The organism is Geminocystis sp. CENA526, assembly GCF_050753365.1.
Taxonomy (GTDB): domain Bacteria; phylum Cyanobacteriota; class Cyanobacteriia; order Cyanobacteriales; family Cyanobacteriaceae; genus Geminocystis.
The window spans coordinates 1-22,961 of the sequence record NZ_JBLZFY010000040.1; the positions used below are offsets into that span (position 1 = coordinate 1).

The 22,961-nt window shown below is 32.5% G+C and carries 22 protein-coding genes; 12 read left to right on the forward strand and 10 right to left on the reverse strand.

Features of this window, described 5'->3' with window-relative positions; all coding sequences use genetic code 11:
- Positions 1-75: 75 nt before the first annotated feature.
- The 3 genes from ACN4EE_RS12100 (at position 76) to ACN4EE_RS12110 (ending at position 6,304) form a co-directional block, all read left to right on the forward strand.
- The gene (locus ACN4EE_RS12100) at positions 76-1,071 is read left to right on the forward strand and encodes an aldo/keto reductase (protein ID WP_431706733.1); all 996 of its coding nucleotides are present in this window, start codon (positions 76-78) and stop codon (positions 1,069-1,071) included.
- Positions 1,072-1,178: 107 nt separating this feature from the next.
- The gene (locus ACN4EE_RS12105; protein WP_431706703.1) at positions 1,179-1,811 is read left to right on the forward strand and encodes a Uma2 family endonuclease; all 633 of its coding nucleotides are present in this window, start codon (positions 1,179-1,181) and stop codon (positions 1,809-1,811) included.
- 338 nt (positions 1,812-2,149) lie between these two features.
- The gene (locus ACN4EE_RS12110) at positions 2,150-6,304 is read left to right on the forward strand and encodes a response regulator (protein WP_431706704.1); all 4,155 of its coding nucleotides are present in this window, start codon (positions 2,150-2,152) and stop codon (positions 6,302-6,304) included.
- A 140-nt stretch (positions 6,305-6,444) separates the two neighbouring features.
- Here ACN4EE_RS12110 and ACN4EE_RS12115 read toward each other — a convergent pair whose 3' ends face one another.
- Positions 6,445-6,774, reverse strand: a complete 330-nt coding sequence (locus ACN4EE_RS12115) for a hypothetical protein (protein WP_431706705.1) — start codon at positions 6,772-6,774, stop codon at positions 6,445-6,447.
- A 334-nt stretch (positions 6,775-7,108) separates the two neighbouring features.
- On the opposite strand from ACN4EE_RS12115, the gene ACN4EE_RS12120 reads away from it, so the two are divergent.
- From ACN4EE_RS12120 to psbV, 3 genes are all read left to right on the forward strand, one after another.
- Positions 7,109-8,152 (forward strand): aromatic ring-hydroxylating dioxygenase subunit alpha, encoded by a 1,044-nt coding sequence (locus tag ACN4EE_RS12120; RefSeq protein WP_431706734.1) that lies wholly within the window; start codon positions 7,109-7,111, stop codon positions 8,150-8,152.
- Positions 8,153-8,459: 307 nt separating this feature from the next.
- Complete coding sequence (locus tag ACN4EE_RS12125) at positions 8,460-8,936, forward strand: response regulator (protein WP_431706706.1); 477 nt, start codon at positions 8,460-8,462, stop codon at positions 8,934-8,936.
- A 214-nt stretch (positions 8,937-9,150) separates the two neighbouring features.
- Entirely contained in the window at positions 9,151-9,642 is a 492-nt protein-coding gene (gene psbV, locus ACN4EE_RS12130) for a photosystem II cytochrome c-550 (protein WP_431706707.1), read from the forward strand.
- A gap of 424 nt (positions 9,643-10,066) precedes the next feature.
- Here psbV and ACN4EE_RS12135 read toward each other — a convergent pair whose 3' ends face one another.
- The 6 genes from ACN4EE_RS12135 to ACN4EE_RS12160 all read right to left on the reverse strand — a co-directional run bounded on the left by ACN4EE_RS12135 (position 10,067) and on the right by ACN4EE_RS12160 (position 15,307).
- Complete coding sequence (locus ACN4EE_RS12135) at positions 10,067-11,539, reverse strand: SulP family inorganic anion transporter (RefSeq protein WP_431706708.1); 1,473 nt, start codon at positions 11,537-11,539, stop codon at positions 10,067-10,069.
- 394 nt (positions 11,540-11,933) lie between these two features.
- Positions 11,934-12,773: an EamA family transporter gene (locus ACN4EE_RS12140; protein ID WP_431706709.1), complete on the reverse strand. Its 840-nt coding sequence runs from the start codon at positions 12,771-12,773 to the stop codon at positions 11,934-11,936.
- The gene (gene hpnK / locus ACN4EE_RS12145) at positions 12,767-13,618 is read right to left on the reverse strand and encodes a hopanoid biosynthesis-associated protein HpnK (RefSeq protein ID WP_431706710.1); all 852 of its coding nucleotides are present in this window, start codon (positions 13,616-13,618) and stop codon (positions 12,767-12,769) included. Before hpnK ends, ACN4EE_RS12140 begins: the two co-directional genes overlap by 7 nt.
- A gap of 165 nt (positions 13,619-13,783) precedes the next feature.
- Positions 13,784-14,389 (reverse strand): Crp/Fnr family transcriptional regulator, encoded by a 606-nt coding sequence (locus tag ACN4EE_RS12150; RefSeq protein ID WP_431706735.1) that lies wholly within the window; start codon positions 14,387-14,389, stop codon positions 13,784-13,786.
- Positions 14,390-14,495: 106 nt separating this feature from the next.
- The gene (hypA, locus tag ACN4EE_RS12155) at positions 14,496-14,858 is read right to left on the reverse strand and encodes a hydrogenase maturation nickel metallochaperone HypA (RefSeq protein ID WP_431706711.1); all 363 of its coding nucleotides are present in this window, start codon (positions 14,856-14,858) and stop codon (positions 14,496-14,498) included.
- 14 nt (positions 14,859-14,872) lie between these two features.
- A complete protein-coding gene (locus ACN4EE_RS12160; RefSeq protein ID WP_431706712.1) occupies positions 14,873-15,307 on the reverse strand; it encodes a hydrogenase maturation protease in 435 nt (144 codons plus the stop codon).
- 288 nt (positions 15,308-15,595) lie between these two features.
- Between ACN4EE_RS12160 and ACN4EE_RS12165 the strand changes: the two genes are divergently transcribed.
- From ACN4EE_RS12165 to ACN4EE_RS12175, 3 genes are all read left to right on the forward strand, one after another.
- Positions 15,596-15,928 carry an MgPME-cyclase complex family protein gene (locus ACN4EE_RS12165; RefSeq protein ID WP_431706713.1) on the forward strand — a complete coding sequence of 111 codons (333 nt, stop codon included), beginning with the start codon at positions 15,596-15,598 and terminating at the stop codon, positions 15,926-15,928.
- A gap of 152 nt (positions 15,929-16,080) precedes the next feature.
- Entirely contained in the window at positions 16,081-16,299 is a 219-nt protein-coding gene (locus tag ACN4EE_RS12170) for a hypothetical protein (RefSeq protein WP_431706714.1), read from the forward strand.
- Entirely contained in the window at positions 16,296-16,685 is a 390-nt protein-coding gene (locus ACN4EE_RS12175; protein WP_431706715.1) for a type II toxin-antitoxin system VapC family toxin, read from the forward strand. Before ACN4EE_RS12170 ends, ACN4EE_RS12175 begins: the two co-directional genes overlap by 4 nt.
- Positions 16,686-16,857: 172 nt before the next feature.
- On the opposite strand, the gene ACN4EE_RS12180 is transcribed toward ACN4EE_RS12175, so the two are convergent.
- Positions 16,858-17,160, reverse strand: a complete 303-nt coding sequence (locus ACN4EE_RS12180; RefSeq protein WP_431706716.1) for a YggT family protein — start codon at positions 17,158-17,160, stop codon at positions 16,858-16,860.
- Between the two features lie 196 nt (positions 17,161-17,356).
- Here ACN4EE_RS12180 and ACN4EE_RS12185 point away from each other — a divergent pair, with 196 nt between their 5' ends.
- Both ACN4EE_RS12185 and ACN4EE_RS12190 read left to right on the forward strand, forming a co-directional pair.
- A complete protein-coding gene (locus ACN4EE_RS12185) occupies positions 17,357-18,439 on the forward strand; it encodes a PIN/TRAM domain-containing protein (RefSeq protein ID WP_431706717.1) in 1,083 nt (360 codons plus the stop codon).
- Between the two features lie 189 nt (positions 18,440-18,628).
- Entirely contained in the window at positions 18,629-19,225 is a 597-nt protein-coding gene (locus ACN4EE_RS12190) for a Uma2 family endonuclease (RefSeq protein ID WP_431706718.1), read from the forward strand.
- Positions 19,226-19,336: 111 nt separating this feature from the next.
- Here the strand turns inward: ACN4EE_RS12190 and ACN4EE_RS12195 are convergent, their stop codons facing one another.
- Positions 19,337-20,134 (reverse strand): TIGR03943 family putative permease subunit, encoded by a 798-nt coding sequence (locus tag ACN4EE_RS12195; protein ID WP_431706719.1) that lies wholly within the window; start codon positions 20,132-20,134, stop codon positions 19,337-19,339.
- Between the two features lie 92 nt (positions 20,135-20,226).
- The gene (locus tag ACN4EE_RS12200; RefSeq protein WP_431706720.1) at positions 20,227-21,255 is read right to left on the reverse strand and encodes a permease; all 1,029 of its coding nucleotides are present in this window, start codon (positions 21,253-21,255) and stop codon (positions 20,227-20,229) included.
- Positions 21,256-21,574: 319 nt separating this feature from the next.
- Between ACN4EE_RS12200 and ACN4EE_RS12205 the strand changes: the two genes are divergently transcribed.
- On the forward strand, positions 21,575-22,957 hold the full coding sequence (locus ACN4EE_RS12205; RefSeq protein ID WP_431706721.1) for a DNA methyltransferase: 1,383 nt from the start codon (positions 21,575-21,577) through the stop codon (positions 22,955-22,957).
- The last annotated feature ends 4 nt before the right edge of the window (positions 22,958-22,961 follow it).

A 22,961-nucleotide genomic window follows, 5' to 3' on the forward strand; every position in this document is an offset into this window, starting at 1 on the left:
CCTCTCCCCCTCTCCTCTTATCCCCCTCTCCCCCTCTCCTCTTATCTTCTTATCCCCCTCTCTCTTATCAAAGATATGATCGAATCAAAAATTAAAGTAGCAGAAGATTTATTTTTATCCCCTATGGGATGCGGAACTTGGGCTTGGGGAAATCGCTTCCTTTGGGGTTATGATCCTAATATGGATCAAGAATTACAACAGGTTTTTAATCTTCTTGTGTCTCAAGGAGTTACTTGGTTCGATACGGGAGACTCCTACGGTACGGGTAAATTAAATGGACGCAGTGAAACTCTCTTAGGTAAGTTTAGTCAAGAATACCAAGGTGATCATCAAGATGAAATTTCGATCGCCACAAAACTAGCGGTTTATCCTTGGCGGTTAACTCCTCAATCCATGATAAAAGCCTCCCAAAAATCTGCACAAAGACTGGGGAGATCGATCGACTTAGTGCAAATGCACTGGTCTCCTGCTAAATATCTTCCTTGGCAGGAAAAACCCTTATTAACGGGGTTAGCTCAGTTGTACCATCAAAAAGCGGTGAAAGCTATTGGTTTATCTAATTATGGTGCAAAAAATCTACAACGAGCTTATGACTATTTAAAGGAAAAAGGTGTCAAAATTAGTACCCTTCAAGTGCAATATTCCTTGCTTTCTACCTATCCGTTTGTGAAGTTGGGATTAAAAGAATTATGTGATGAGTTGGATATAAAAATTATTGCCTATAGTCCCCTTACTTTGGGCATTTTGACAGGTAAATACCAAGATTTGACAAATTTGCCATCAGGTCCGAGAAAAGGCTTATTCAAGGAATTATTACCAAAAATTAAACCATTATTACAAACCCTCGAAGTTATTGCCAAAGACAATGGTAAAACTATGGCACAAGTAGCCATAAATTGGTGTATTTGTCAGGGTACAATACCCATTCCGGGTGCAAAAAATTTGACTCAAGCTAGAGAAAATATTGGGGCGTTGGGGTGGCGTTTATCTCCTTCGGAAGTGGTAGAATTAAGCTCGATCGCGCTGAGTTTAGAAAAACAAATGATTCAAAATATTTTTCAAACTGAATAAAGGTTCGATCGAAATCGTTACTCAATACAAGAGTAATAGTTTAACAGTGACATGGTGGATATTGTTATCATAAAAATCATTAATAGTTCGATCGAATCTGAAATAATATGGTTGCACAACTCGAAAAAACCAACACCCCAGAAATTATCTATCCTGACAGTGACGGTAAACCTATGGCAGACAATACCCTTCAATTTCGTTGGATTACCACCATTAAAACTAACTTAGATTGGTTATTTACCGATAATCCTCAAGTATTTGTTGCAGGGGATTTACTTTGGTATCCCATAGAAGGAAATAATCAAAAACGAGTCGCTCCAGATGTTATGGTAGTCTTTGGTAGAAAAAAAGGAGAGCGTGGTTCATATCAACAGTGGAAAGAAGATAACATTGCCCCTCAAGTTGTCTTTGAAATTCTCTCCCCCGGCAACACATCACGGGAAATGTATAACAAACTCTTGTTTTATCAACACTATGGAGTAGAAGAATATTACATTTATGATCCAGACAGTAATAATTTGACAGGTTTTATGCGAAAGGATCAGATATTAGAAATGATTGAAGATATAGACGGTTGGGAAAGCCCCCGTTTAGGTATCCGTTTTCAATTAGCACAACCTGAATTAATTATATTTCATCCCAACGGCGATCGATTTTCCAGTTATAGTGAGGAAAAACAAAGAGCGGATAAATTAGAAGCTAAACTAAGAGAATTAGGGATTAATTTAGATGAACTTTAGGCGCTTTCCCAAAAACACTTCGATCATAATTGGTAAAAAAGGGCTGAAGCCCTTACTACAAGCCAATAAAAAATCTTTTCAATATTGATATTGACACTCTTTTCGCTTTTAACTTTTTTGATAACAAAATTGATAGAATCAGTATTGAGATCGATCGAAATTATTAATTACAGTCTGTTAGGAGTCACAAAGCTATAAAAATCAATAATTGAGATCAACAAAATTAACACTTATAATGTAAAGTTTTAGTAATTTTGATAAAAAACTTAGCATTTTTTGAGATATTATAGTTTCATAAAAATACTTTTTGAACAACCCCTAATTATTTTTTTCTAATTATGGAAAGTAAGACAAAAATCAGTCTTCCATTATTAATTTTAGTAATATTGTCCTTTTTAGGCAATTATTTTAAATTGCCCTTATTTTTTGGGGTGGACTTTTTATTTGGAACTATTTTTGTGTGGATAATTTTCTATTTCTATGGCAATTTATGGGGCATAATTAGTGGAATTATCTCTGCAAGTTACACATTAATATTATGGGGACATCCCTACGCCATAATTGTCTATACTTTAGAGGCAATTTTTGTTGGTTACTTTTGGAAAAATAGAAATAAAAACTTAATTATCACTACGATTTTTTACTGGACAATAATCGGGTGTCCTCTCATTTTTATCTTTTACTTAAGTATATTAAAAATGCCTATATTATCTGTTATTTTAATAGTATTAAAACAGTCAGTCAATAGTATTTTTAACAGTTTAATTTCTGTCTTAATAATTAGTTATCTTCCTTTAAGCAAAGTTTTAAAATTACCTGATAAAAAAATAGTAATATCCTTTGAGCAGAATTTATTTAACATATTTATTAGTTTAATTTTAATTCCTATTTTAACTATTACGATCGCTAATACCTATAATAAAATTGATGATATTGAGTCGGTTATTATCGAAAAACTCAATTATACCATCGATCATTGGCGATCGAACCTAATAACTTGGTATGATAATCGCCGTCTTGCTTTACAACAAATTGCCTCTTTAGACATTAATAATAGAGAATTATTAGAAAATCAACTGCTAACAGTAAAAAATATGTTCAGTGATTTTGAAGATTTATATGTGATAGATAAAAATAATAATGTTATTGCTTCTGCCCTTTTTATTTCTCAAGAAAATTTTATTGCATCCCATTTAAAATATATAGAAAAACTAAAACAAACTAATCAATTTGTTGTAACAGATATTCATATTAATAAAGGATCATTGATTCCCCATATTAATCTGATTTATCCTATAGTTAAAAATAATCAAATTATGGGAAAAGTTATCGCTACTATTAATAGTTCTAAACTTCAAGACTTCCTTACATTATATCAAATTGAGAATAACACTATTGTCTCTATTTTAGATAGTCAAAATCAAATTATTACTACTAATAATGTAGGAAGTAATGTCGTTAATATTGATGAAAGTAAATATAAAATTAAAGTACTTAATAAAGAAGAAAATACTAATATTTTTCAATGGCTACCTATTAATAAAGGTATGCCAACTATGACTAGATGGAGTCAGTCTTTTTATGTCAAGAAAATTATGATTAGTGACAATCTTTCTTGGAAAATTTTCGCTAAAATCCAACCTAAACCCTACATTACAGAATTGCAAATAGACTATATTAATGCTTTAACTGCTGTATATATTCTTATTATTATTGCTTTTTTCCTGACTGACAAAATGAGTAAAAAGTTGGTAAAACCCATCAATAAATTAGCGATTATTACCAGCAATGTGCCTAATAATATCACAGATAATCTGATTTTTACTTGGGAAAAAACTCTCATTAAAGAAATCGAATTGTTAGCAGAAAATTATCGATCGATGATAATTGCATTACAGGAAAAATTTAGAGAATTAAAAGATTCAAGGGAAAATTTAGCTCAAAAAGTTGAAGAAAGGACTCAAGAATTAAAGTTAAATACTCAAAAATTAGAAGCAGAAATAGAAGAAAAAAAACAGATAGAAAAATTATTAAGAGAAAAAGATGAACGCTATGAATTAGCCATTTCAGGTACAAATGATGGTATTTGGGATTGGGATTTAAACAGTAATAAAGTTTATTATTCTCCTACATGGATGCGGATTTTAGGTTATGAAAATAATCTCTTACCTTCTAATATTAATACTTGGTTTGATCATATTCATGATGATGATTTAGAAAAAAATTTACAAGATATTCATTCTTATTTATCAGGAAAAACCAATTTATATCAAAATATTCATCGAGTACGAAATAGTGACGGTGAATATATCTGGATTTTAGCCAAAGGCAATCAAGACATTGATGACACAGGAAAACCTTATCGTTTAGTGGGTACAATTACCGATATTACTGAGAAAATTAAAGTAGAGCAAGATTTACAACGGGCAAAAGAAGAAGCCGAAAGCGCCAATCGGGCAAAAAGTGAATTTTTGGCGACTATGAGTCACGAAATCCGTACTCCTATGAATGCAGTTATAGGCATGACGGGGTTATTATTAGACACACAGTTGAATGACGAACAAAAAGAATTTGCGGAAATTATCCGTACTAGCGGAGATACTTTATTAACTATTATCAATGACATTCTCGACTTTTCTAAAATCGAATCAGGCAAACTAGAGTTAGAATATCAACCCCTTCCTATTCATACGGTGGTAGAAGAATCTTTAGATTTATTAGCACCAAAAGCCTTGAGTAAAAACTTGGAGTTAATTTATTTTATCCCTAACGAAATTCCCCCTACTGTTAATGGAGATGTCACCCGATTAAGACAAATTTTAGTTAATTTACTCAGTAATAGCATTAAATTCACCAAAACAGGGGAAATTGTTTTATCCGTTGGTATTTACAAAACCACCCAAATCAATGATCATGTTACGGAGTATGAATTAATTTTCACCGTGAAAGATACGGGTATTGGTATTCCTGCCAGTCGTATGGATAGACTGTTTAAGGCTTTTTCTCAGGTGGATGCTTCTACCACTCGCAATTACGGCGGTACAGGGTTAGGATTAGCTATTTGTCAGCGTTTGGTGGAAATGATGGGAGGAAGAATGTGGGTAGAAAGTAAAGGCAATGTGGTGGGTAATTATCCTCCTGATTGGATGGTTTCTTCTCGTTTAAATGACCCCGGCTCGATGTTTTGTTTTACCATTAAGACTAATGTATCTAATCTTTTCGCTACGGCAAATCCTCCTAATCCTGAAATTTTGAAGGGGAAAAAAGTTTTGATTGTGGATGACAATGACACTAATCGTCAAGTGTTGATGATTCAATGCAATAATTTAGGCATGGAAACCATTTTAACTTCTTCGGGTCGATCGACTTTAGCGTTACTGAAAAATCAACAACCTTTAGACTTAGCTATTTTAGATATGCAGATGCCTTCTATGGATGGTGTTACTTTAGCTAAACAAATTCGTCTTTTACCTACCTATAAAAATTTACCCTTAATTTTGTTAAGTTCTATGGGCAACTTTGAACTACAAGATTATATCAAACAAGTGGATTGGAGTGCCACTTTAAGTAAACCGTTAAAACAATCTCAGCTATCGGAAATTTTGACGAGAATTTGCCGTGAAGATATGGGCAATAATTTCAAAACAGTGGAGACTCTTTTAAGTGCTTCTCCCTATGATAATATTGCTAGTATTGCCCCCTTAAAAATTCTCATCGCCGAAGACAACATAGTTAATCAAAAAGTCATTACTAATATTCTCAAACGCTTAGGTTATCGCGCTGATGTGGTAGCTAATGGTTTAGAAGTGCTAGAAACCTTGCGCCGTCAATCATACGATTTAATCTTGATGGATGTCCAAATGCCTGAAATGGATGGTTTAACTGCTACCCGTCAAATTCGTACCCTTTGGGAAACTCCCTACGGTAATTTTCAAGGTAATGCCCCTTATATTATAGCCATGACTGCCAATGCGATGGAAGGCGATCGAGAAGTATGTTTAACGGCAGGAATGAATGATTATCTCTCAAAACCTGTGAGAGTAGAAAAATTAGTGGAAAAATTAAAAAATATTCAGAAAAATAACTCCATGTCAGAGATAATTGATCATAGACAATCCGAATCGCAAAAAAGTATGGCTGTGTTAAATCAACAAGTAATCCTAGAATTAAGAGAAATGATTGGAGAAGAGGAATTTTCTGAAGTGTTCGCAGAATTAATTAATGCTTACTTAGAAGATAGTCCAAAATTAATTCAAGGTTTAATCGATGCTTTACAAACTCAAAACCTTTCAGAAATTAAGATGAATGCCCATACCCTTAAATCTAGTAGTGCCAGTTTAGGGGCAACAAAATTAGCGGAGTTATCTAAACAAGTAGAAGCTTCGATCGCTAAACAAGATATAGCTGTATCCACTGTGATCATACCTCAAATAATAGAAGAATATCAACGAGTCAAGATGTTAATGACTCAAGAATTGCAAAAGTTACAATAGTGAAAAAAGTTATGAGTTTAAAATTGTGAGTTAAACTGAGTACAGACATCAGGCAAGATGCCTGTTCTACGGTAGTAAAATTATAAATATAATCGATAATAATTCCTAATTCCTAATTCTTCATTCTTAATTGTTATAAATTAGTCTAAATATCCCATTAAAAGTAGAACATCGTCAATTTGATTAGAAGCTACAGGACGATTACCCATGACTTTAAACTCTTGACTAATTTTCAGATTACTAGAAACAATAGGACGAGAACCTGATAAAGTGAGCATACTTTTAATGTCTAAACCACTTTTTGTAATAGGTCTTAAACTACCAACAGTAGTATAGGTGTTAGCAATTTCTAAATGTCTAGGTTCGATCGGGCGATTATTACCATAAAATAAACTAGATTCATTAGCTAATTTGAGAGCTGATTGGTTAGATTGCTCATTTTCTTGTGGATTTTCCCAATTTTCAGTCATAATTGATGCTCCTAAAATATATTATTTATGATTGATCAGAGTATTAATTAAATTGTTTCTCAAATCAATGTGTTGACGTTAATAATTTTGTTTTTCACAATGACAACTATTATATAGGACTTAATCACAAACAAGTATTTAAGTTAAATTATCAGTTTGACTAACTTTATCTTATCAGAACCTCAGTTCCATATAAAATTCTCGATGAAGGTAGGGAAAAGGGAAAAGGGAATAGTATTTGTAATTGAGATAAACTATGGTTAAATTAATTTTAAATAAATTATTATTCATTATTCATTATTCATTATTCACTATTAACTATTCACTATTTTCTATGGGACAATTAGACGTTAAACCAAATATTCGCACTTGCGGTATTAATCTTAATCATTGGTATGTGGTAGCAAGTAGTGAGGAGGTAAAAAAACAACCCCTAGGAGTTACTCTTTGGCATAAAAGTATTGTGTTGTTTCGCAACGAAAAAGGCGAAATTCAGGCTTTGGACGATCGATGTCCTCACCGTCAAGTAAAATTAAGTGATGGTCAAATTGTGGGCAATGATATTGAATGCGCTTATCATGGTTGGCGTTTTGATGGTGAGGGGAAATGCTCTTTTGTACCCTACCTCACCGAAAAACAAAAGTTGCCTAGTTGTCAATTAAAACGTTATCCCGTGCAAGAATTGGATGGTTTTATCTGGTTATTTGCAGGAGATGGAGAAGCCCAAAAAGTACAACCCATGGGATTACCAGAATGGCATCATCTTAATTATATCGGCAGTATGACCTCGATCGATTGTCCGGGGCATTTTTCCTTTCTCATTGAAAATTTGATGGATATGTACCATGGGCATCTACACGACAATTATCAAGCATGGGCTTGCGCATCCTTAAAGGATATTACTACAGAGTTCGATCGAGTAGAGGCGTTATACGATGCCCAAAGTTATTATCGTATCGATAAAATATGGTCAATTTCACAGTTATTTTTTCCCTCCTTACGGCGTTTACATCCCGAACCATTAACCGTAAGCTATGTATATCCTCATTGGCGTTCAACTTTAGGTAAAGACTTCAAAATTTACTGTTTATTTTGTCCCATTAACGAAACTACGACAAAGGCTTATCTAGTCCATTTTACCTCCTTAGAAGCCTTCCATAACTTACATAAATTACCCGTGAAATTTCGCCGTTTTCTCAAAAATAGCCTTTTTGGCACAGCTAAAGGTTTACTCGATGGTTTAGTACGTCAAGATGTAGCCATGATTAAACAAGAACAAGAAGCCTTTTTAAACAATCCTTTTCAACGTCTTTATGAGTTAAATCCTGCCATTGCACAAGTACAAAATTTGATTCTCTCTCAAAGCAACATTCATTAGACTTCTCCTATTAATTAGTTTAAGTTGGTTTAAGAAAAGTGACTCTTCTATAGTAGTTATGCCAAATTAATAGAAAATAATTTTCAGTTTGAATTTAACCTAATACCAGCTACCCGATACCTGATACCTTTTTTTAGACATAATTGATTAGGACGAGAAGTAGAAGAATCATCTTTTTTTCCAGAAGTCTCGATGATTTTATCAAAAATTAATGACAAAAAATTGTTTCTCCACATTTTCTCCACATTTTCTTAATAATCTTGCTATAGTATAAAGTCATTAAAATAATGATCCTAACGATATTATCATGAGTTACTCAGAATCTGTTATGCAGTCCGTTAATAGCCTTGGAAAATCCTCTGAACAAGTCTCAGGATATATGAAACAGTCTTTGATTGCTGTCATAGATGATTGCTCTTTATTTATGTCCAAATTAGGAGGATTTTTAGAAAAATTAGATCATAAAATATTAGGAATTTCTGAGCCTATGTCTGGCATGGGAAAATTGTTAGATACACAACCACAGTTGATTTTCCTCGATACCCATATGCCAACGATTGATGGATATAGTGTTTGTAAGTTTTTACGTTCAACTTCTTGTTTTCAAGAAACTCCCATTATTCTTTTAACTGAGTATGATAATCATTCTGAACGGGAATATGCTCGTTTTATCAAAGCAAATGATATTTTTTCTAAAAAGTCTCATTTTGATCACTTAAACCCTATTGTTAACAAGTATATTCCTAGTTCTGCTAAAACACAAAATAGTTATTCTTTAGCTTAATTGGCGATAAGCCCCACTCCTTGTTTTCAAGAAAAAATAATTAAACAGGTGTGGGATGATTCGACTACGCACTTCACAGATTAAATCATAATGATTAACAAAACTTTACAATAATTCCTTAAATATGAAGCAATTTTGAGAGAAAATAATTAGGGTATAATCTGAAACCCTAACAAAATATCAAAATATCAAAAAAAATATTTGTTTTAGAATTATGTTGAAAAAAGTTTTTTTAATATTAGTGGCAGGAGTCGTTTTTGCGTGGCAGTCTTTTGCCGGAAGTGCCAATGCTCTTAGTTTAAGTGAAGAAATTCGTACCATACCTTTAAATGAGGATGGTGTATCTGTTACTTTATCCAACAAAGAAGCACAACTTGGCTCAAAATTATTTATTGATAACTGCGCCCAGTGTCACCTTCAAGGTAAAACCAAAACTAATCCTAACGTGGGTTTAAGTAAAGAGGCTTTGGCGAATGCCCTACCAGCACGAGATAATTTATTGGGTTTAGTTGATTATATTAAAAACCCTACCAGTTATGATGGTGAAGAAGATATTTCTTTATATCATTTAAGCACCGAACGCCCTGATTTATGGCCTGAAATTCGTAATTACACCGAAGAGGATATTAAAGCAGTTGCTGGTTATATCTTAATTCAAACTAATTCCGATCCAAGATGGGGTAAACGTTCACTTATCGAACCATAATCAGTAAATAGTAAATAGTAAATAGTAAATAGTGAATAGTGAATAGTGAATAGTAAATAGTAAATAGTAAATAGTAAATAGTAAATAGTAAATAGTAAATAGTAAATAACCTAAGTTGCTAGTTATAAAAAACTGTTCAAATTAGGCATCAAAAAGGTTTATTTTATAGTTTTTAATTCTCAGGTATCCTCGAAAAACACTAAATAAGGTTTTCTGATTCTAAGAATCAAAACTATTAATTATGAGGTACATTTTTTATTGCCTCTCGTCTTTCAACGACAATTTTTGTACCTCATCAAAACGAGAATTGCTATATATTCATACAAAGCCCCAAAACTTTGATTTTTATTACTTATTCCCTTTTCCCTTTTCCCAAATCCGCTCTTCCCTATCTTCATCAAAAGACTTTTTCAGCAACCCCCATTTACTCTGTCAATGAGCGATTAGATGATATGGCTAATCTTTCAAAGAGAGTTTGACTAGCTTCGTTTAAACCAATTAATTCGACATTTATACCTTGACGGCGGAATTTGAGGATAATTTGATCAATAATAGCAACAGCACCTTGATCCCAAATATGAGCATGAGTTAAATTAATGGTGATTCTAGCAACTTTTTCTCGAAAATCAAACTCCTCTAATAAATCTTCCTTCGATACAAAAAATATTTGTCCATGAACATTATAGATACGATGAGTACCATCTTCTTGTAAAATTTTTTCTACCGTTACTAACTTAGCAATTTTACGGGTAAAAAAGATCGTACTTAAAATAACTCCCACAGCTACTCCAAAGGCAAAATTGCGAGTCAAAATAATAATTGTCATGGTTGTTAACATCACCATATTTTCATTGCGGGGGATACGTTTCATCTTAAGTAAAGATGCCCAACGAAATGTACCGATCGATACCATAATCATAATAGCTACTAAAGTAGCCATAGGCATTTGTTTTACCCAATCTTGTAAAGCTAAAATGGCAATTAAAAGGAAGATACCAGCACAAAAAGTAGAAAGTCTGCCTCTGCCTCCTGATTCTACATTGATGACAGATTGCCCAATCATGCCACATCCTGCCATGCCCCCGAAAAATCCTGTCACAATATTAGCCATACCTTGCCCTTTTGCTTCTTGATTTTTGTCGCTAGATGTATCCGTTAATTCATCCACTAAAGAAGCCGTTAAAAATGAAGCCAACAAACCCACCACCGCTAAGGTGAGAGAATAGGGTAAAACTATTTGTAAAGTCTCTAAATTGAAAGGCACTTGAGGTAAAAGAAATATCGGTAAAGTAGCGGGTAATTGCCCCATGTCTCCCACCATTGGCACATCTAATTTGAAAAAGATAGTTGCATTCGTCATCACGAATAAAGCGACTAATGGAGAGGGGATAACTTTGGTAAAACGGGGCAATATGTAGATAATCGCCAAAGATAAGAGGGTAATTACATAAACTAGCCCATATTGAGAATATTCCGCAATTTTCTTCGGATCAAGGTGAGGTAATTGTGCTAAAAAGATTAAAACGGCTAAAGCATTAATATAACCTAACATCACCGCCCTTGGTACATAGCGCATTTGACGGGCAAGTTTCAAAAATCCGAAGGCAACCTGTAAGATACCTGTTAAAATTGTTGCCACTAAAAGATACTGTAAACCATGATTTTTGACTAAATCCACCATTAATAAAGCCATCGCCCCAGTAGCGGCGGAAATTGAGCCACTTCTTCCCCCCATAAAAGCGGTGATAATCGCAATGATAAAAGAGGCGTATAAACCCACTTTGGGATCAACTCCTGCGATAATGGAAAAGGAAATCGCTTCTGGTATGAGTGCTAATCCTACCACTGCACCTGCTAATATATCGGCTCTCGTATTAGAAAACCATTGTGTTTTCATGGTTGCTATATTCAAAAAAATATCCTCCTGATACAATTTAATATTTGGGTGTTATTGTTATTTCAATCTATGATGTAGAGTTTTCCATAGATTTTTCTCTATGATACTGATTCTCTTTGATTAATTTGAAGAGTTAAAGAGATTATTTCGTTTTAAGGGGGACTAAGTGTTAATTTTTGAGGTTCGATCGAGACATATTTATTCATTTTTCTTAATAAATCTTCATTATTTATCAAAGGTGAAAAACAATTATATCAGAATCACAATTTTTGTCAATAGAATAATCAATGATTGATATTGTTAATAGTGAATGAATGTAGGGGCTTAATATATCAAGCCCAACCTCACCAACAAATCACCAATACTTATTAATTCTTGATTCCTAATTCTTCCCCTAACTAAAAGAAAGCGTAACAACTCCGCCCAAAATCCAACAAATACCGATAAATCGACCTCGATCGATCTTTTCATGTAGGATATATTTAGCAGAAATTAAAGTAATGATATAACTAATAGCACTAGCAGGGCGAATGATACTTAAATCATCCCAACTGAGTAGAGAAATAAATAACAACAGCGCGATCGATTGACATAAAATACCCGTTAAGACGGATAGATTAGTAAAAATTTGAGCAATCCATGCCACCAGATTTTTAACAGAGATGGAGGTAAGAGGTTTAATCTGTCGCATCCCCCTTGCGTTTAACAAATCTCCCATACTATCAGCAACCACCATGAGAATAACCCCTAACCACATCATCGGTAAAAAATTAGCAAAAGGAAGGGAAACCAAAATTTTAGATGCTTCAGGTTGCGGATTTTCAAGGGAAGAAGCCAAATTTTTCGCTATCTTGTCTCGACGATATTGGGCATAACCCACAATAAAAACACCGATGGAAATAACTCCAGTGGCAAACCATCGAATAGGAGTAACGGTTTCCTGAAGGATTAACCAAGCCATTAAAGCATTGCAAATATAACTAGAAGCGTGAATCGGTAAAACATAGCTTAAATCCATCTTGGAAACACAAAACATATAGAGAAACCAAGAAATAGTTAAACTAGCCAACGCCAGATAAAACCATGAAGAAGTAGCTAAATAGTAGAGAATCTCGAAAATTGCCGAAGGGGAAAAAGAAGTAATCTCTCCATAAATTTTCATGGCATGACTCAGACACACATCTCCTAAAACCTGAGTGATAACCAAGACAAACAAGATTAACGCATTTAACACCCCGATAATTTCTCCCCTAACTGATGATAGTTTACCAATTCAAAACCCCTTGAGCTTAACAGATATTTTACCTGTTGACTACACAATCCCTGTAATTCTATATCCTCAGTAACAGATTGAGGATGAGAGTAAATTTCGATAATATTCCCTTCAATTTGAGGAATTAACCCTAATAAATAGGATTCACTCATTTTACCTGTTTGTAATAATCCATATATTTTCTCTAAATATTTAACCCCAGATTTGTTGAATAATTTTTCACCATATTTTCTTAATTGACGGAATACGATCGAATAGACTGTTTTTAAGAGTAAATTACTAGAATCAAGTTTAAGAGTAAGATTCAATTCTTCATAGGGAAGACGCACAAATTTGATACCATATTCGGGAGCTAATTCTGCTAATATATTTAAAACTAAAGGATGAGTGTGTAAATGTAAATGACCATCCACATGAGATAAAGGTAAACCCGTCGCCTGAAATAAGTCTAATTGGGCTTTAATTTCCTGTTTCAATTCTTGTTTAGCAGACGGTATAAATTGATATTTAAGTCCTGCGATCGAAGCGCTATGGTTAAAGTTACCTTGTTTATCGACTAGATGAGGAATTTGAGAGGGAGATAAAGCCGATTTTCCACAACACAACACCAGATGTAAACCAACTCCTAAACCAAGATTTTCCTTCGCTAACTTCACCGCCGAATCCGCCTTGTCAGCCGTCACCATTAAACTGGTGTTAGTTAAAATACCTTGATGATAAGCAGTAATAATAGCCTCATTTACCGAGTCAGAGTAACCAAAATCATCGGCATTAATGACTGCATATCGAGGAGTTTTCGTTAACATAAAGGTTAAGTTTGAGCAAAAAAGTGAGTATTTTTAGCAATTTTACTCAAAAACTAGATAAAAAAACAAAATACTAATATTACATTACAGTAAATTACCAATTACTTATTACCGATTACCGAACTTCATCATTATCTTTTATTCCCTATACTTTTTCAGCAACTCCTACTTATTAGTTATCACAATATGTCTAGTACTATCAAAACAAATAAATCCTTGCTTTTGTAAATCTCCTAATAATCTAGTAATAGTTACTCTTGTAGTTCCAATCGAATTAGCAAGATTTTGATGAGTCAGTCTAACTTTTAATCTAATACCTAAATGATGATGTTCACCAATTTCTTTAGCTAAAAGTTTTAATAATTTTATCAACTTATCTTCTACTTTTCTCATTCCTGCAATGGCTAACAATTCTTCACTTTGTTGAATGCGTTTAATAACTTGAGAAAGCATTTTTTGAGCTAACAGGGCATTTTTTTCTATTTCGGTAATTGAGTGCCATTGTAAATAAACATCTGACAAGGATTTAGCTTGAAAACTGTCTAAAGCGGTAAACCATAAACCAAAAAAATTATCGGAATGCACCCACCCTAAAAGGGTTTCTTCTCCTTGAGTATTGATTTTCAATAATTGTACTACTCCCTTATTAACCTGCCAAACCCCCTGACTAATCAGGGGAATCTCCTCTCCTTTTTCATAAAAGTGCAATCTTCTTTCCGTTTTTTGACCTTGAGTTGTAAAATTCTGAGAAGAAGGATAGGTTAAAAGCATAGTAATGAATTTGATTGACATGAGTTAACCATAAGATTATCCTGTTAAAGTTAAGAAAAGGTAAAGATTTCTCAATCATCAAGTTAAATTTTGTTTAAATTACAGTTTAAGAAATTTTCAAAGATGTCAACTTAATTTCTTTACCTTGAATTATCTTATTACTAAACTGATGACATTGGGGACATTGAAAAATCCATTCATCAGGATTAAAATTTTCTTGACAAGAATCACAGTAACAAATAATCGGTAATAACTCTATTTTTAAGCTCATATTCTTCTGAATTATAGAAGGATACCGATCGATCGAACTTTGTTTAATGACATCAAAGGCAAATTCTAAAGCCGAAGGTATAACCCCCGACATTTTACCGATAGCCATAGTAATTTCTGTAATTTCTTGAGCATTTTCTCTCATAGCATAGTCAATAGCAAGATTGAGAGTTTCTTCCATGATGCCAATTTCGTGCATTTTTTTAAGGATATTTAAAAAATCATTTCTGTAATTATTTTTACGGCTTTTTCCATCCCTTTTTTAGCTAAAGGAGATAAATTTTCTCCTAAATCAATATTTTCGATCGGAATAGTGATTAAATAACTTTTAGGAGATTCATTATAGATTAATTTAGTTAAATATAACAGATATTCGGGATTACAATAATGTCCATATTCAGCATAATTATTAATATTAAAACGAGGTAAATTTATCACATCAACTTTTAAACTTTCCACACTAGCATCAATAAATATAACATTCTGAAATAGTTTAATATTTTCTACTAATTCTGGTGTTAACTGATGTTGATAAATACATTTTACATTTAAAAAACTAGATTTTTCTATGGTTTGTGCAATGATTTGCCCTACTCCGTCATCATTTCTTAAAGTATTTCCATAACCAATTATTAACCAACTATTCATAATATAAGCGTGTATTTAAGAAAAGAAATGTATTGTATTCATAGATTTTTCGGCATTGAGTATTATAAATAATTGATGAAAATAGGGAATATTTTTGAGTTGATTTCACTATAAAGCCTATCTTATCTTGGTTATGGACTCCGTATGAAAATAACATATTATTGACCATAAGTCAATCATTAAAAAATAAATATCAACAAGTATTAATTAAAAGTTACAAGCTCAATTAAGTTATAATGGTCGATCGACTATAACAAAAATTATTTCTATCAATAATCAAACTGAATTATGACAACTTATTATTATCTTGTAGCAAGTGAAAAATTTTTAACCAGTGATAGCGAAAACCTACACGAAATCCTAGACGAAAAACATCGTGACTATAAAGAGAAAAATAAAGAAATAGACTTTTGGTTTATCAAACAACCAGCCTTCTTAGATGCGCCTGAATTTAAAGAAATTAAAGCAAAATGCCCTCAACCTGCCGCCGCCGTTGTTTCCTTAAATAAACAGTGGATTACCTTCTTAAAATTGCGTTTAGAATATGTTATCACAGGGGAATTTAACGCCCCCTCCGACACCATCCCTGATGCTATAGCTTCTTTAGCTGTTGCCGTGTAGCATAACAAAAAGAATAAGGTGTTAGATATTAGAAAAAAGGTGTCAGGTAGCTGGTGTTAGGTTAAACTCAAACGGTTATTTTGTGACAATTAGTCTTGTATAACAAAAAAAGTTATTAGTGTTTATTATTAAATCAAAAAGGACATAGAATCATGAACGTTAAAGACAAGATTATCGCTGAAATAGATACATTGCCAGACTTTTTATTAACAAATATTTTAAATCAAATCGAAAATTTTAAACATCAAAAATCAGCTATTAATATAGCGATTAATTCAGATAATAATTTTCCTTTAAAAAATTCTGTAATTTACTATCATGATCCTTTTGAACCCTGTACATCTATTGAGGATTGGGATGTTTTATCATGATTCTTTTAGACACTCATATTTGGATTTGGTGGACTGAACAAAGTCCTCGATTAACTGATAATCAGCAACAATTAATCGAAAATTATCGTTATCAGGGATTAGGTGTTAGTATTATTTCTTGTTGGGAAATTGCCAAATTAGTTGAAAACCAAAAACTTGCTTTTAATATACCTGTTCAAGAGTGGTTAAATCAAGCATTAGCTTATCAAAATGTTGAATTAATACCTTTAAATATTCCTATTATTGTTCAATCAACTCAATTAATTAATTTTCATAAAGATCCAGCAGATCAATTAATTGTAGCAACTGCGAAAGTGTACAATTATCCTTTATTAACCGCAGATCAGAAAATCTTACAATATCCCGATGTTCAAATATTAACTTAGTTCTTGTTTTTTTATCCAATATGAATACAATAGACTTCTCCAATAATTATTTTTACCCTATCGAAAATAACGATAAACTATATTAATTTAACGATTTCAATATCTAAATTAATTTAATTTTTTATTTAGGTCGATGTCTAATAATTTGTGATGTATGATTTTTTTGACCAATTTAGGTGATAGTGTTGTGTCTAATGGCTAGAGTAATTAAACCTTGTTGTCCTAATAATACTTCTCTTAATAGGGTTATAATGCCTAACCAGACAACAGGAGTAATATCAATTCCTCCTAAAGGTTGAATGATTTTCCGTGTAGGTGCTAAAAATGGTTCAGTGGGTAGATAAGCTAGTTTATAGGGAAATTCTGTTAAATTGACGTTGGGATACCACGTTAAAATAATCCGAAAAATAAACAATACCGTCATTATCAATAATAAAATTCCTAATAGCACACTGCCAATAATTGCAAGATTCATATAAATTTGTTATATATATAGTTTTTCCTGATTTTATCACAACGATCGAACACGATCAAACCTAGTTTAATTAGCCATAAAACAATTCAAAACGAAAAAAGTTAAAATAGATTTTACTTAACCTTACTTAACAGATGAGGATCGATCGAAAGATTATAATAGACAATATCTGTATCCAAAACGAGGATCGAATTTTATGATTGACATTATTATTATTAGTATTTTTGTCCTAGCGTTTGCAGGAGTCGGTTTTGATCTTATTGAAATTTTACCCGATGATATACAAAATCAAATATCCAATATTCAGGCATTGAGATGGTTAGCGGCGGGATTCGCTTCCATCATCGGATTGGCATTAGGATTAGTAGCACAAACTACCTACAGAAGATTAGAACAAAGAATCCGCAAAACCCCCATAGAAGTTATTATCACCAGAGCCATCGGTTTAGTGATAGGCTTACTCTTAGCCAACTTAATGTTAGCCCCCATTTTCTTATTACCCATCCCCGGTAACTTTAGCTTCATTAAACCCATGATGGCAATATTAGGAAGCGTCATGTTTGCCGTATTAGGAGTATCTTTAGCCGATGCGCACGGGCGCACATTCTTAAGACTGATTAACCCCAACAGTATCGAATCCATGTTAGTCGCCGAAGGCACATTAAAACCCGTTGCAACCAAAATTCTTGATACTAGCTGTATCATTGACGGCAGGATTCAACAACTTTTAGCCACAGGTTTTCTTGAAGGGCAAATTTTAATCCCCCAGTTTATCTTAAACGAATTGCAACAATTAGCAGATGCGACAAATGATCAAAAAAGAGTCAGAGGCAGACGAGGATTAGACATCTTAAACCAGATGCAGGAAACCTACCCTGATACGATCGTTATTCATCCCGAAATCTATGAGGATGTGACAACTGTTGACGCAAAATTATTGCATCTTGCCCATGACATTAATGCTATGCTGATCACCAATGACTTTAACCTGAGTAAAGTAGCCAGTTTACAAAAAATCGAAATACTTAACGTTAACGATTTAGCACAAGCTGTGCGTCCAATTTACCTACCCGGAGACTATATTGACTTAAAAATTCTTAAACATGGAAAAGAACCAAGTCAAGGAATTGGTTACTTAGAAGATGGTACAATGGTGGTAGTAGAAGAAGCAAATGGTCGTGTAGGAGAGGAAATGAGAGTTATAGTCACCTCCGCCTTGCAAACTTCCGCAGGAAGAATGATTTTTGCCAAAACCAATGCCTCCGCCGTCGCTTCGTAAAATTGTAGGTTGGGTTAGCGATAGTGTAACCCAACAAAATTGGACTTAATAGAGAGATAACAGATAGTTTTATATTAATAATAATTGCAAAGTATTAGGGTGGGAAAATTTTGCCCATCCTACAAAATTTTTAGATGTTTTTAAGGCTTATCATGGAATAAAAAATCAATAAATAATGAAGAAAATAATATGAATTTAGCAACGCCAATAAAACTCGAAGCAAAAAAAGTTTATAGCCGTGAAGAATACTTAATTTTAGAAGAAAAATCAGAGGAAAAATACGAATACCATAATGGAGAAATTATCAAAATGACAGGAGGTACAACTAATCACAATATTTTAGCTTTAAAAATGGCAAGTATTTTATTATCATTTTTAGAAGATAAAGACTATCAAATTTATATAGGAGATGTGCGTTTATGGATTGAAGAATATAATCGTTATACTTATCCTGATGTCATGGTAATAAAAGGAGAAGCGATTTATGAAGGAAAAGGCAAAAATACTGTTATTAATCCTTTGTTAATTGTGGAAATTTTATCTAATTCTACTAAAGATTATGATCAAAATGATAAATTTGATAGTTACCGCACTCTTGCAACTTTCCAAGAATATATTTTAGTTGATCAATATCAATATTATGTCAAACAATTTAAAAAAACTTCTCAAAATGAGTGGTTATTAAAAGATTATCGAGGAGAAAACTCTATTATACAATTAGGTTCGATCGAGCTTGATATAAGTTTAAAAGAATTATATAAAAAAGTTAAATTTGAACAGGAATAAAGTTAGATTAATTTTTGATATTTTCTCCATGATTTCACTTATGCCTAATTTCAGGAATTACTAATTGTTGGGTTACGTTACCACTAACCCAACCTACAAATTTATTGATTATTAATAAGCATAGGGATTAGGAGGAGTGGAAATCACTTTAACCTCTCCTGCTTGTAATACTAATTGGCGTTTTTCTCGTTGTGGAGATGAAGATTCTAAAGAAAGCAAGGTTTCTGTTTTCATTGCCCCTTGAATTTCTAACCAAGTATCAGGAGGGTATTCGTCACGGGATTTTGATAACTCGACAGGAATCCCTACAGGGTAGGCATCTACGGCGCAACAGGTGAGAACAAAACGGGATAAATAGATATAATTATCGGGTAAACTGTCTAAATGCACCACAAAACCAGTAATGTTGGCTTTTTGTCCTGTATAATTATCAGGCTCAGGATAGGCATTAAGAGTTCTAACCCATTCTATCAACGATCGATTCTCTGGAGGGGTTTGATTGAGAAAAGATTGCGTTTCGAGGGTGGTAGGGGGTAAAGTATCACCGACACCTCTTTGAATAGCGGTTTCACTGGTTAATGCTATGGGTTGAGTAATTAACCCAAAAATAGCTACTAAAACTAAGAGACTACTTGCCCATCCTTTGGGCAATAAATTAGTATGTTGATTATCGTTATTTTCGTTAGTATTTTCTCTGTTTTTTAATTTCTCAAATTCTTGAATAATCCGCGCGATCGAAAGGATAAATAATAATAAACTGGTAGCTAATACTAATAAAAAATAGTTGGGATGAATTAATAAATAAAGTTCTCCATTGAACCAATATTTAAACAGTAATAATGACCATGAAACAAGAGCTATTATATCAAGATAACTATACCAATTTTCTTTATATTTGAGAGTATTCATTTTATTGAATAAGTTATGATAAATTTGTTTATATAATGTTAAATAAGTGATTAAAATTAAACCTAAAATTTAGAGCTAATCTTGATGATAAATTAATAAAAATAGCTATAGGATAAAGTAAAGACAAAGGTTAATTGAGCTACGATCGCCATTAAATAAAAGATCATTCTTGGCTTAAAAATAGACAACATAAGTCCCATAGCTTTTATATCAATCATAGGTCCAAAAACCAAAAAAGCGACTAAAGAAGCGGTGGTAAAAGTGGAGGCAAAAGACAACACAAAAAATGAATCAACAGTCGAACAAATAGAAACTACTGCGGCTAAAATCATCATAGCAACAATAGAAGTAATGGGGTCTTGTCCTAAATTTAAAATAATTTCTCTAGGCACAAAAACTTGTATAATAGCTGCGATCGAACTCCCTAAAATTAAGACTCCCCCTAACTCCCTTAACTCAACTTGAACATTATTAATAAACAAATTAAACTTTTGCCAGAAAACCATTTGAGAATTTTTTTTATCCTGATTTTTTAATAAATTATCATCCATTTTTATCGGTTTTCCACCACTACCTAAAATAAAACTACCACTTTGTAATAAACTATATTCTTTCGCTTCCTCTGTTTTCGCCTCTTTCCTTTGGGCATCCTCCATTAAAGCCGTTAATCTTTTTGCCAACAAAGGTTTAAGTAAAGGACGAGGATCACGTTGTAAACTAAAGAGACAACCCATAGTAATAGCAATAATCAGGGAAAAAATTACCCTTAACCAGACTATTTGAGGTTGTCCTCTAAATGCAACATAAGTTGACCACAGTACGATCGGATTGATAGTTGGTGCGGCGAGTAAAAAGGAAACAGCAACGGATGTCGGTAAACCTTTTAAGAGAAATCTTCGAGCAACTGGCACATTTCCGCATTCACACACGGGGAAAAAGAAACCGAAGATACTGCCAATAATCGCGCCTAAAAAGGGGTTTTTCGGTAACTTGGGAATGAATGTACTTTCATCTAAAAAGAAAATTAAACTACTGGATAACAATACCCCCATCAAAAGAAAAGGCATTGCTTCCACTAATAAACTGATAAAAAGGGTAAAAGCTGATTGAATTTGAGTCATAGAAATAAAATGGACAAGTTAAAAATTAGATATTATGGTGCTAGAGGAATAAGGAGTTTTCAATCTTTACAGTATATCGTAGGGGCAGAATAATATTCTGCCCACCCTCATCAAAAGCCTTTTTCTGCAAATCCCAATTAATTTGCTTCCATAATTCTTTTTGTTTTTACATATTCTCGAAATACTGACGATAAATGAAATAAAATGTTCTCGTTTTCTCTGTACCTCATAAATAGGAGAATTGCGATAATGTTGATTTTTGTCGTTATCAGAAAATAAGCTACAATCAAATTTGGTACTAAGCAATATAAATCAACTTATGATCATTAGTAAAGAGTTAATTTCTAGTTTAAAAATTGAAAATAGTAATGAAATAGGTAATTTAATTTCTCAACAAAATGATGTATCAACAATTAATTTTATTCTGGAAAATTTAGGAAAACTACCTTCAGACTTTGATGGTAAATTTTTATTTAATTTATTAAATCATCCTAATAAACAAGTAAGAGTTAATGTAATAAAAACTATTGGTAAATTAGCTTATAAATATAATTTAGATTATTTTAAAAAACTTTTCCAAGAGGAAAAAGAAACTATTGTTAAGAGAGAAATAATTTCAACAATAGGAAGACAAAGAGATTTAAAAAACGTTGATTTTCTTTTATCTATTTTAGAAGATGAAGATCCAAAAATTGTATGTCAAGCAATCCGTAGCTTGATTATTTTTGATGACATTAAAAAAGTATCTCAAGAACTAAAAAAATTAATTAATCATCCTAATGAAATGGTAAGGACTGCCATATATAAAAAATATTTTTCTACCGAAGACAATAATAAAAGTAAATTACCTCATACTAAAACTTATGAATTTCTTAAAAATGTAGTTGTTAATGGAGATGTTTTAAAAGTATTAGAATATGTACCAGATGATAGTTTTCATTTAACCTTTACTTCTCCACCTTATTATAATGCGAGAGATTATTCTATCTATCCTAGTTATGAATCTTATTTAGAATTTTTAAATCAAGTTTTTCAACAAATTCATCGCACAACAAAAGAAGGTAGATTTTTAATTGTTAATACATCGCCTATTATTATCCCTAGAATAAGTCGAGCGCATAGTAGTAAAAGATATGGTATTCCGTTTGATCTTCATTATTATTTAGTTAAAAATGGTTGGGAATTTATCGATGATATTATTTGGTTAAAACCTGAAACTAGCGTCAAAAATAGAATTGGTGGATTTATGCAACATAAAAAACCATTAGGGTATAAGCCTAATCCAGTAACGGAATATTTAATGGTTTATCGAAAAGAAACAACTAAATTATTAGATTGGAATATTAGACAATATTCAGAGGAAATTGTAACAGAGAGTAAAGTTACTGGAGATTATGAAACATCTAACGTTTGGAAAATTGATCCATGTTTTGATAAAGTACATTCAGCAGTTTTTCCTCAAGAACTTTGTCGCAAAGTGATACAATATTATTCTTATAAGGGAGATTTGGTTTTTGATCCTTTTGGTGGTAGTGGTACTGTTGGAAAAGTAGCTAAAGCATTAGATAGACTATTTTTCTTAACAGAACAAAATGTAGAATATTTTAATTATATTCAAAGTCAAGAATCCACTCCTTCTTTATTTCAAAAGAGAAAAACAAAATTTTTAACTTTCACTGAATTTCAAAATATTTCTTTCTAAAAAA

Bases quoted from the DNA above. Each gene is read 5' to 3' on its own strand.
- ACN4EE_RS12100 (WP_431706733.1), top strand. From the start codon at position 76: ATGATCGAATCAAAAATTAAAGTAGCAGAAGATTTATTTTTATCCCCT.
- ACN4EE_RS12105 (WP_431706703.1), top strand. From the start codon at position 1,179: ATGGTTGCACAACTCGAAAAAACCAACACCCCAGAAATTATCTATCCT.
- ACN4EE_RS12110 (WP_431706704.1), top strand. From the start codon at position 2,150: ATGGAAAGTAAGACAAAAATCAGTCTTCCATTATTAATTTTAGTAATA.
- ACN4EE_RS12115 (WP_431706705.1), bottom strand. From the start codon at position 6,774: ATGACTGAAAATTGGGAAAATCCACAAGAAAATGAGCAATCTAACCAA.
- ACN4EE_RS12120 (WP_431706734.1), top strand. From the start codon at position 7,109: ATGGGACAATTAGACGTTAAACCAAATATTCGCACTTGCGGTATTAAT.
- ACN4EE_RS12125 (WP_431706706.1), top strand. From the start codon at position 8,460: ATGAGTTACTCAGAATCTGTTATGCAGTCCGTTAATAGCCTTGGAAAA.
- psbV (WP_431706707.1), top strand. From the start codon at position 9,151: ATGTTGAAAAAAGTTTTTTTAATATTAGTGGCAGGAGTCGTTTTTGCG.
- ACN4EE_RS12135 (WP_431706708.1), bottom strand. From the start codon at position 11,539: ATGAAAACACAATGGTTTTCTAATACGAGAGCCGATATATTAGCAGGT.
- hpnK (WP_431706710.1), bottom strand. From the start codon at position 13,618: ATGTTAACGAAAACTCCTCGATATGCAGTCATTAATGCCGATGATTTT.
- ACN4EE_RS12150 (WP_431706735.1), bottom strand. From the start codon at position 14,389: ATGCTTTTAACCTATCCTTCTTCTCAGAATTTTACAACTCAAGGTCAA.
- hypA (WP_431706711.1), bottom strand. From the start codon at position 14,858: ATGCACGAAATTGGCATCATGGAAGAAACTCTCAATCTTGCTATTGAC.
- ACN4EE_RS12160 (WP_431706712.1), bottom strand. From the start codon at position 15,307: ATGAATAGTTGGTTAATAATTGGTTATGGAAATACTTTAAGAAATGAT.
- ACN4EE_RS12165 (WP_431706713.1), top strand. From the start codon at position 15,596: ATGACAACTTATTATTATCTTGTAGCAAGTGAAAAATTTTTAACCAGT.
- ACN4EE_RS12170 (WP_431706714.1), top strand. From the start codon at position 16,081: ATGAACGTTAAAGACAAGATTATCGCTGAAATAGATACATTGCCAGAC.
- ACN4EE_RS12175 (WP_431706715.1), top strand. From the start codon at position 16,296: ATGATTCTTTTAGACACTCATATTTGGATTTGGTGGACTGAACAAAGT.
- ACN4EE_RS12180 (WP_431706716.1), bottom strand. From the start codon at position 17,160: ATGAATCTTGCAATTATTGGCAGTGTGCTATTAGGAATTTTATTATTG.
- ACN4EE_RS12185 (WP_431706717.1), top strand. From the start codon at position 17,357: ATGATTGACATTATTATTATTAGTATTTTTGTCCTAGCGTTTGCAGGA.
- ACN4EE_RS12190 (WP_431706718.1), top strand. From the start codon at position 18,629: ATGAATTTAGCAACGCCAATAAAACTCGAAGCAAAAAAAGTTTATAGC.
- ACN4EE_RS12195 (WP_431706719.1), bottom strand. From the start codon at position 20,134: ATGAATACTCTCAAATATAAAGAAAATTGGTATAGTTATCTTGATATA.
- ACN4EE_RS12200 (WP_431706720.1), bottom strand. From the start codon at position 21,255: ATGACTCAAATTCAATCAGCTTTTACCCTTTTTATCAGTTTATTAGTG.
- ACN4EE_RS12205 (WP_431706721.1), top strand. From the start codon at position 21,575: ATGATCATTAGTAAAGAGTTAATTTCTAGTTTAAAAATTGAAAATAGT.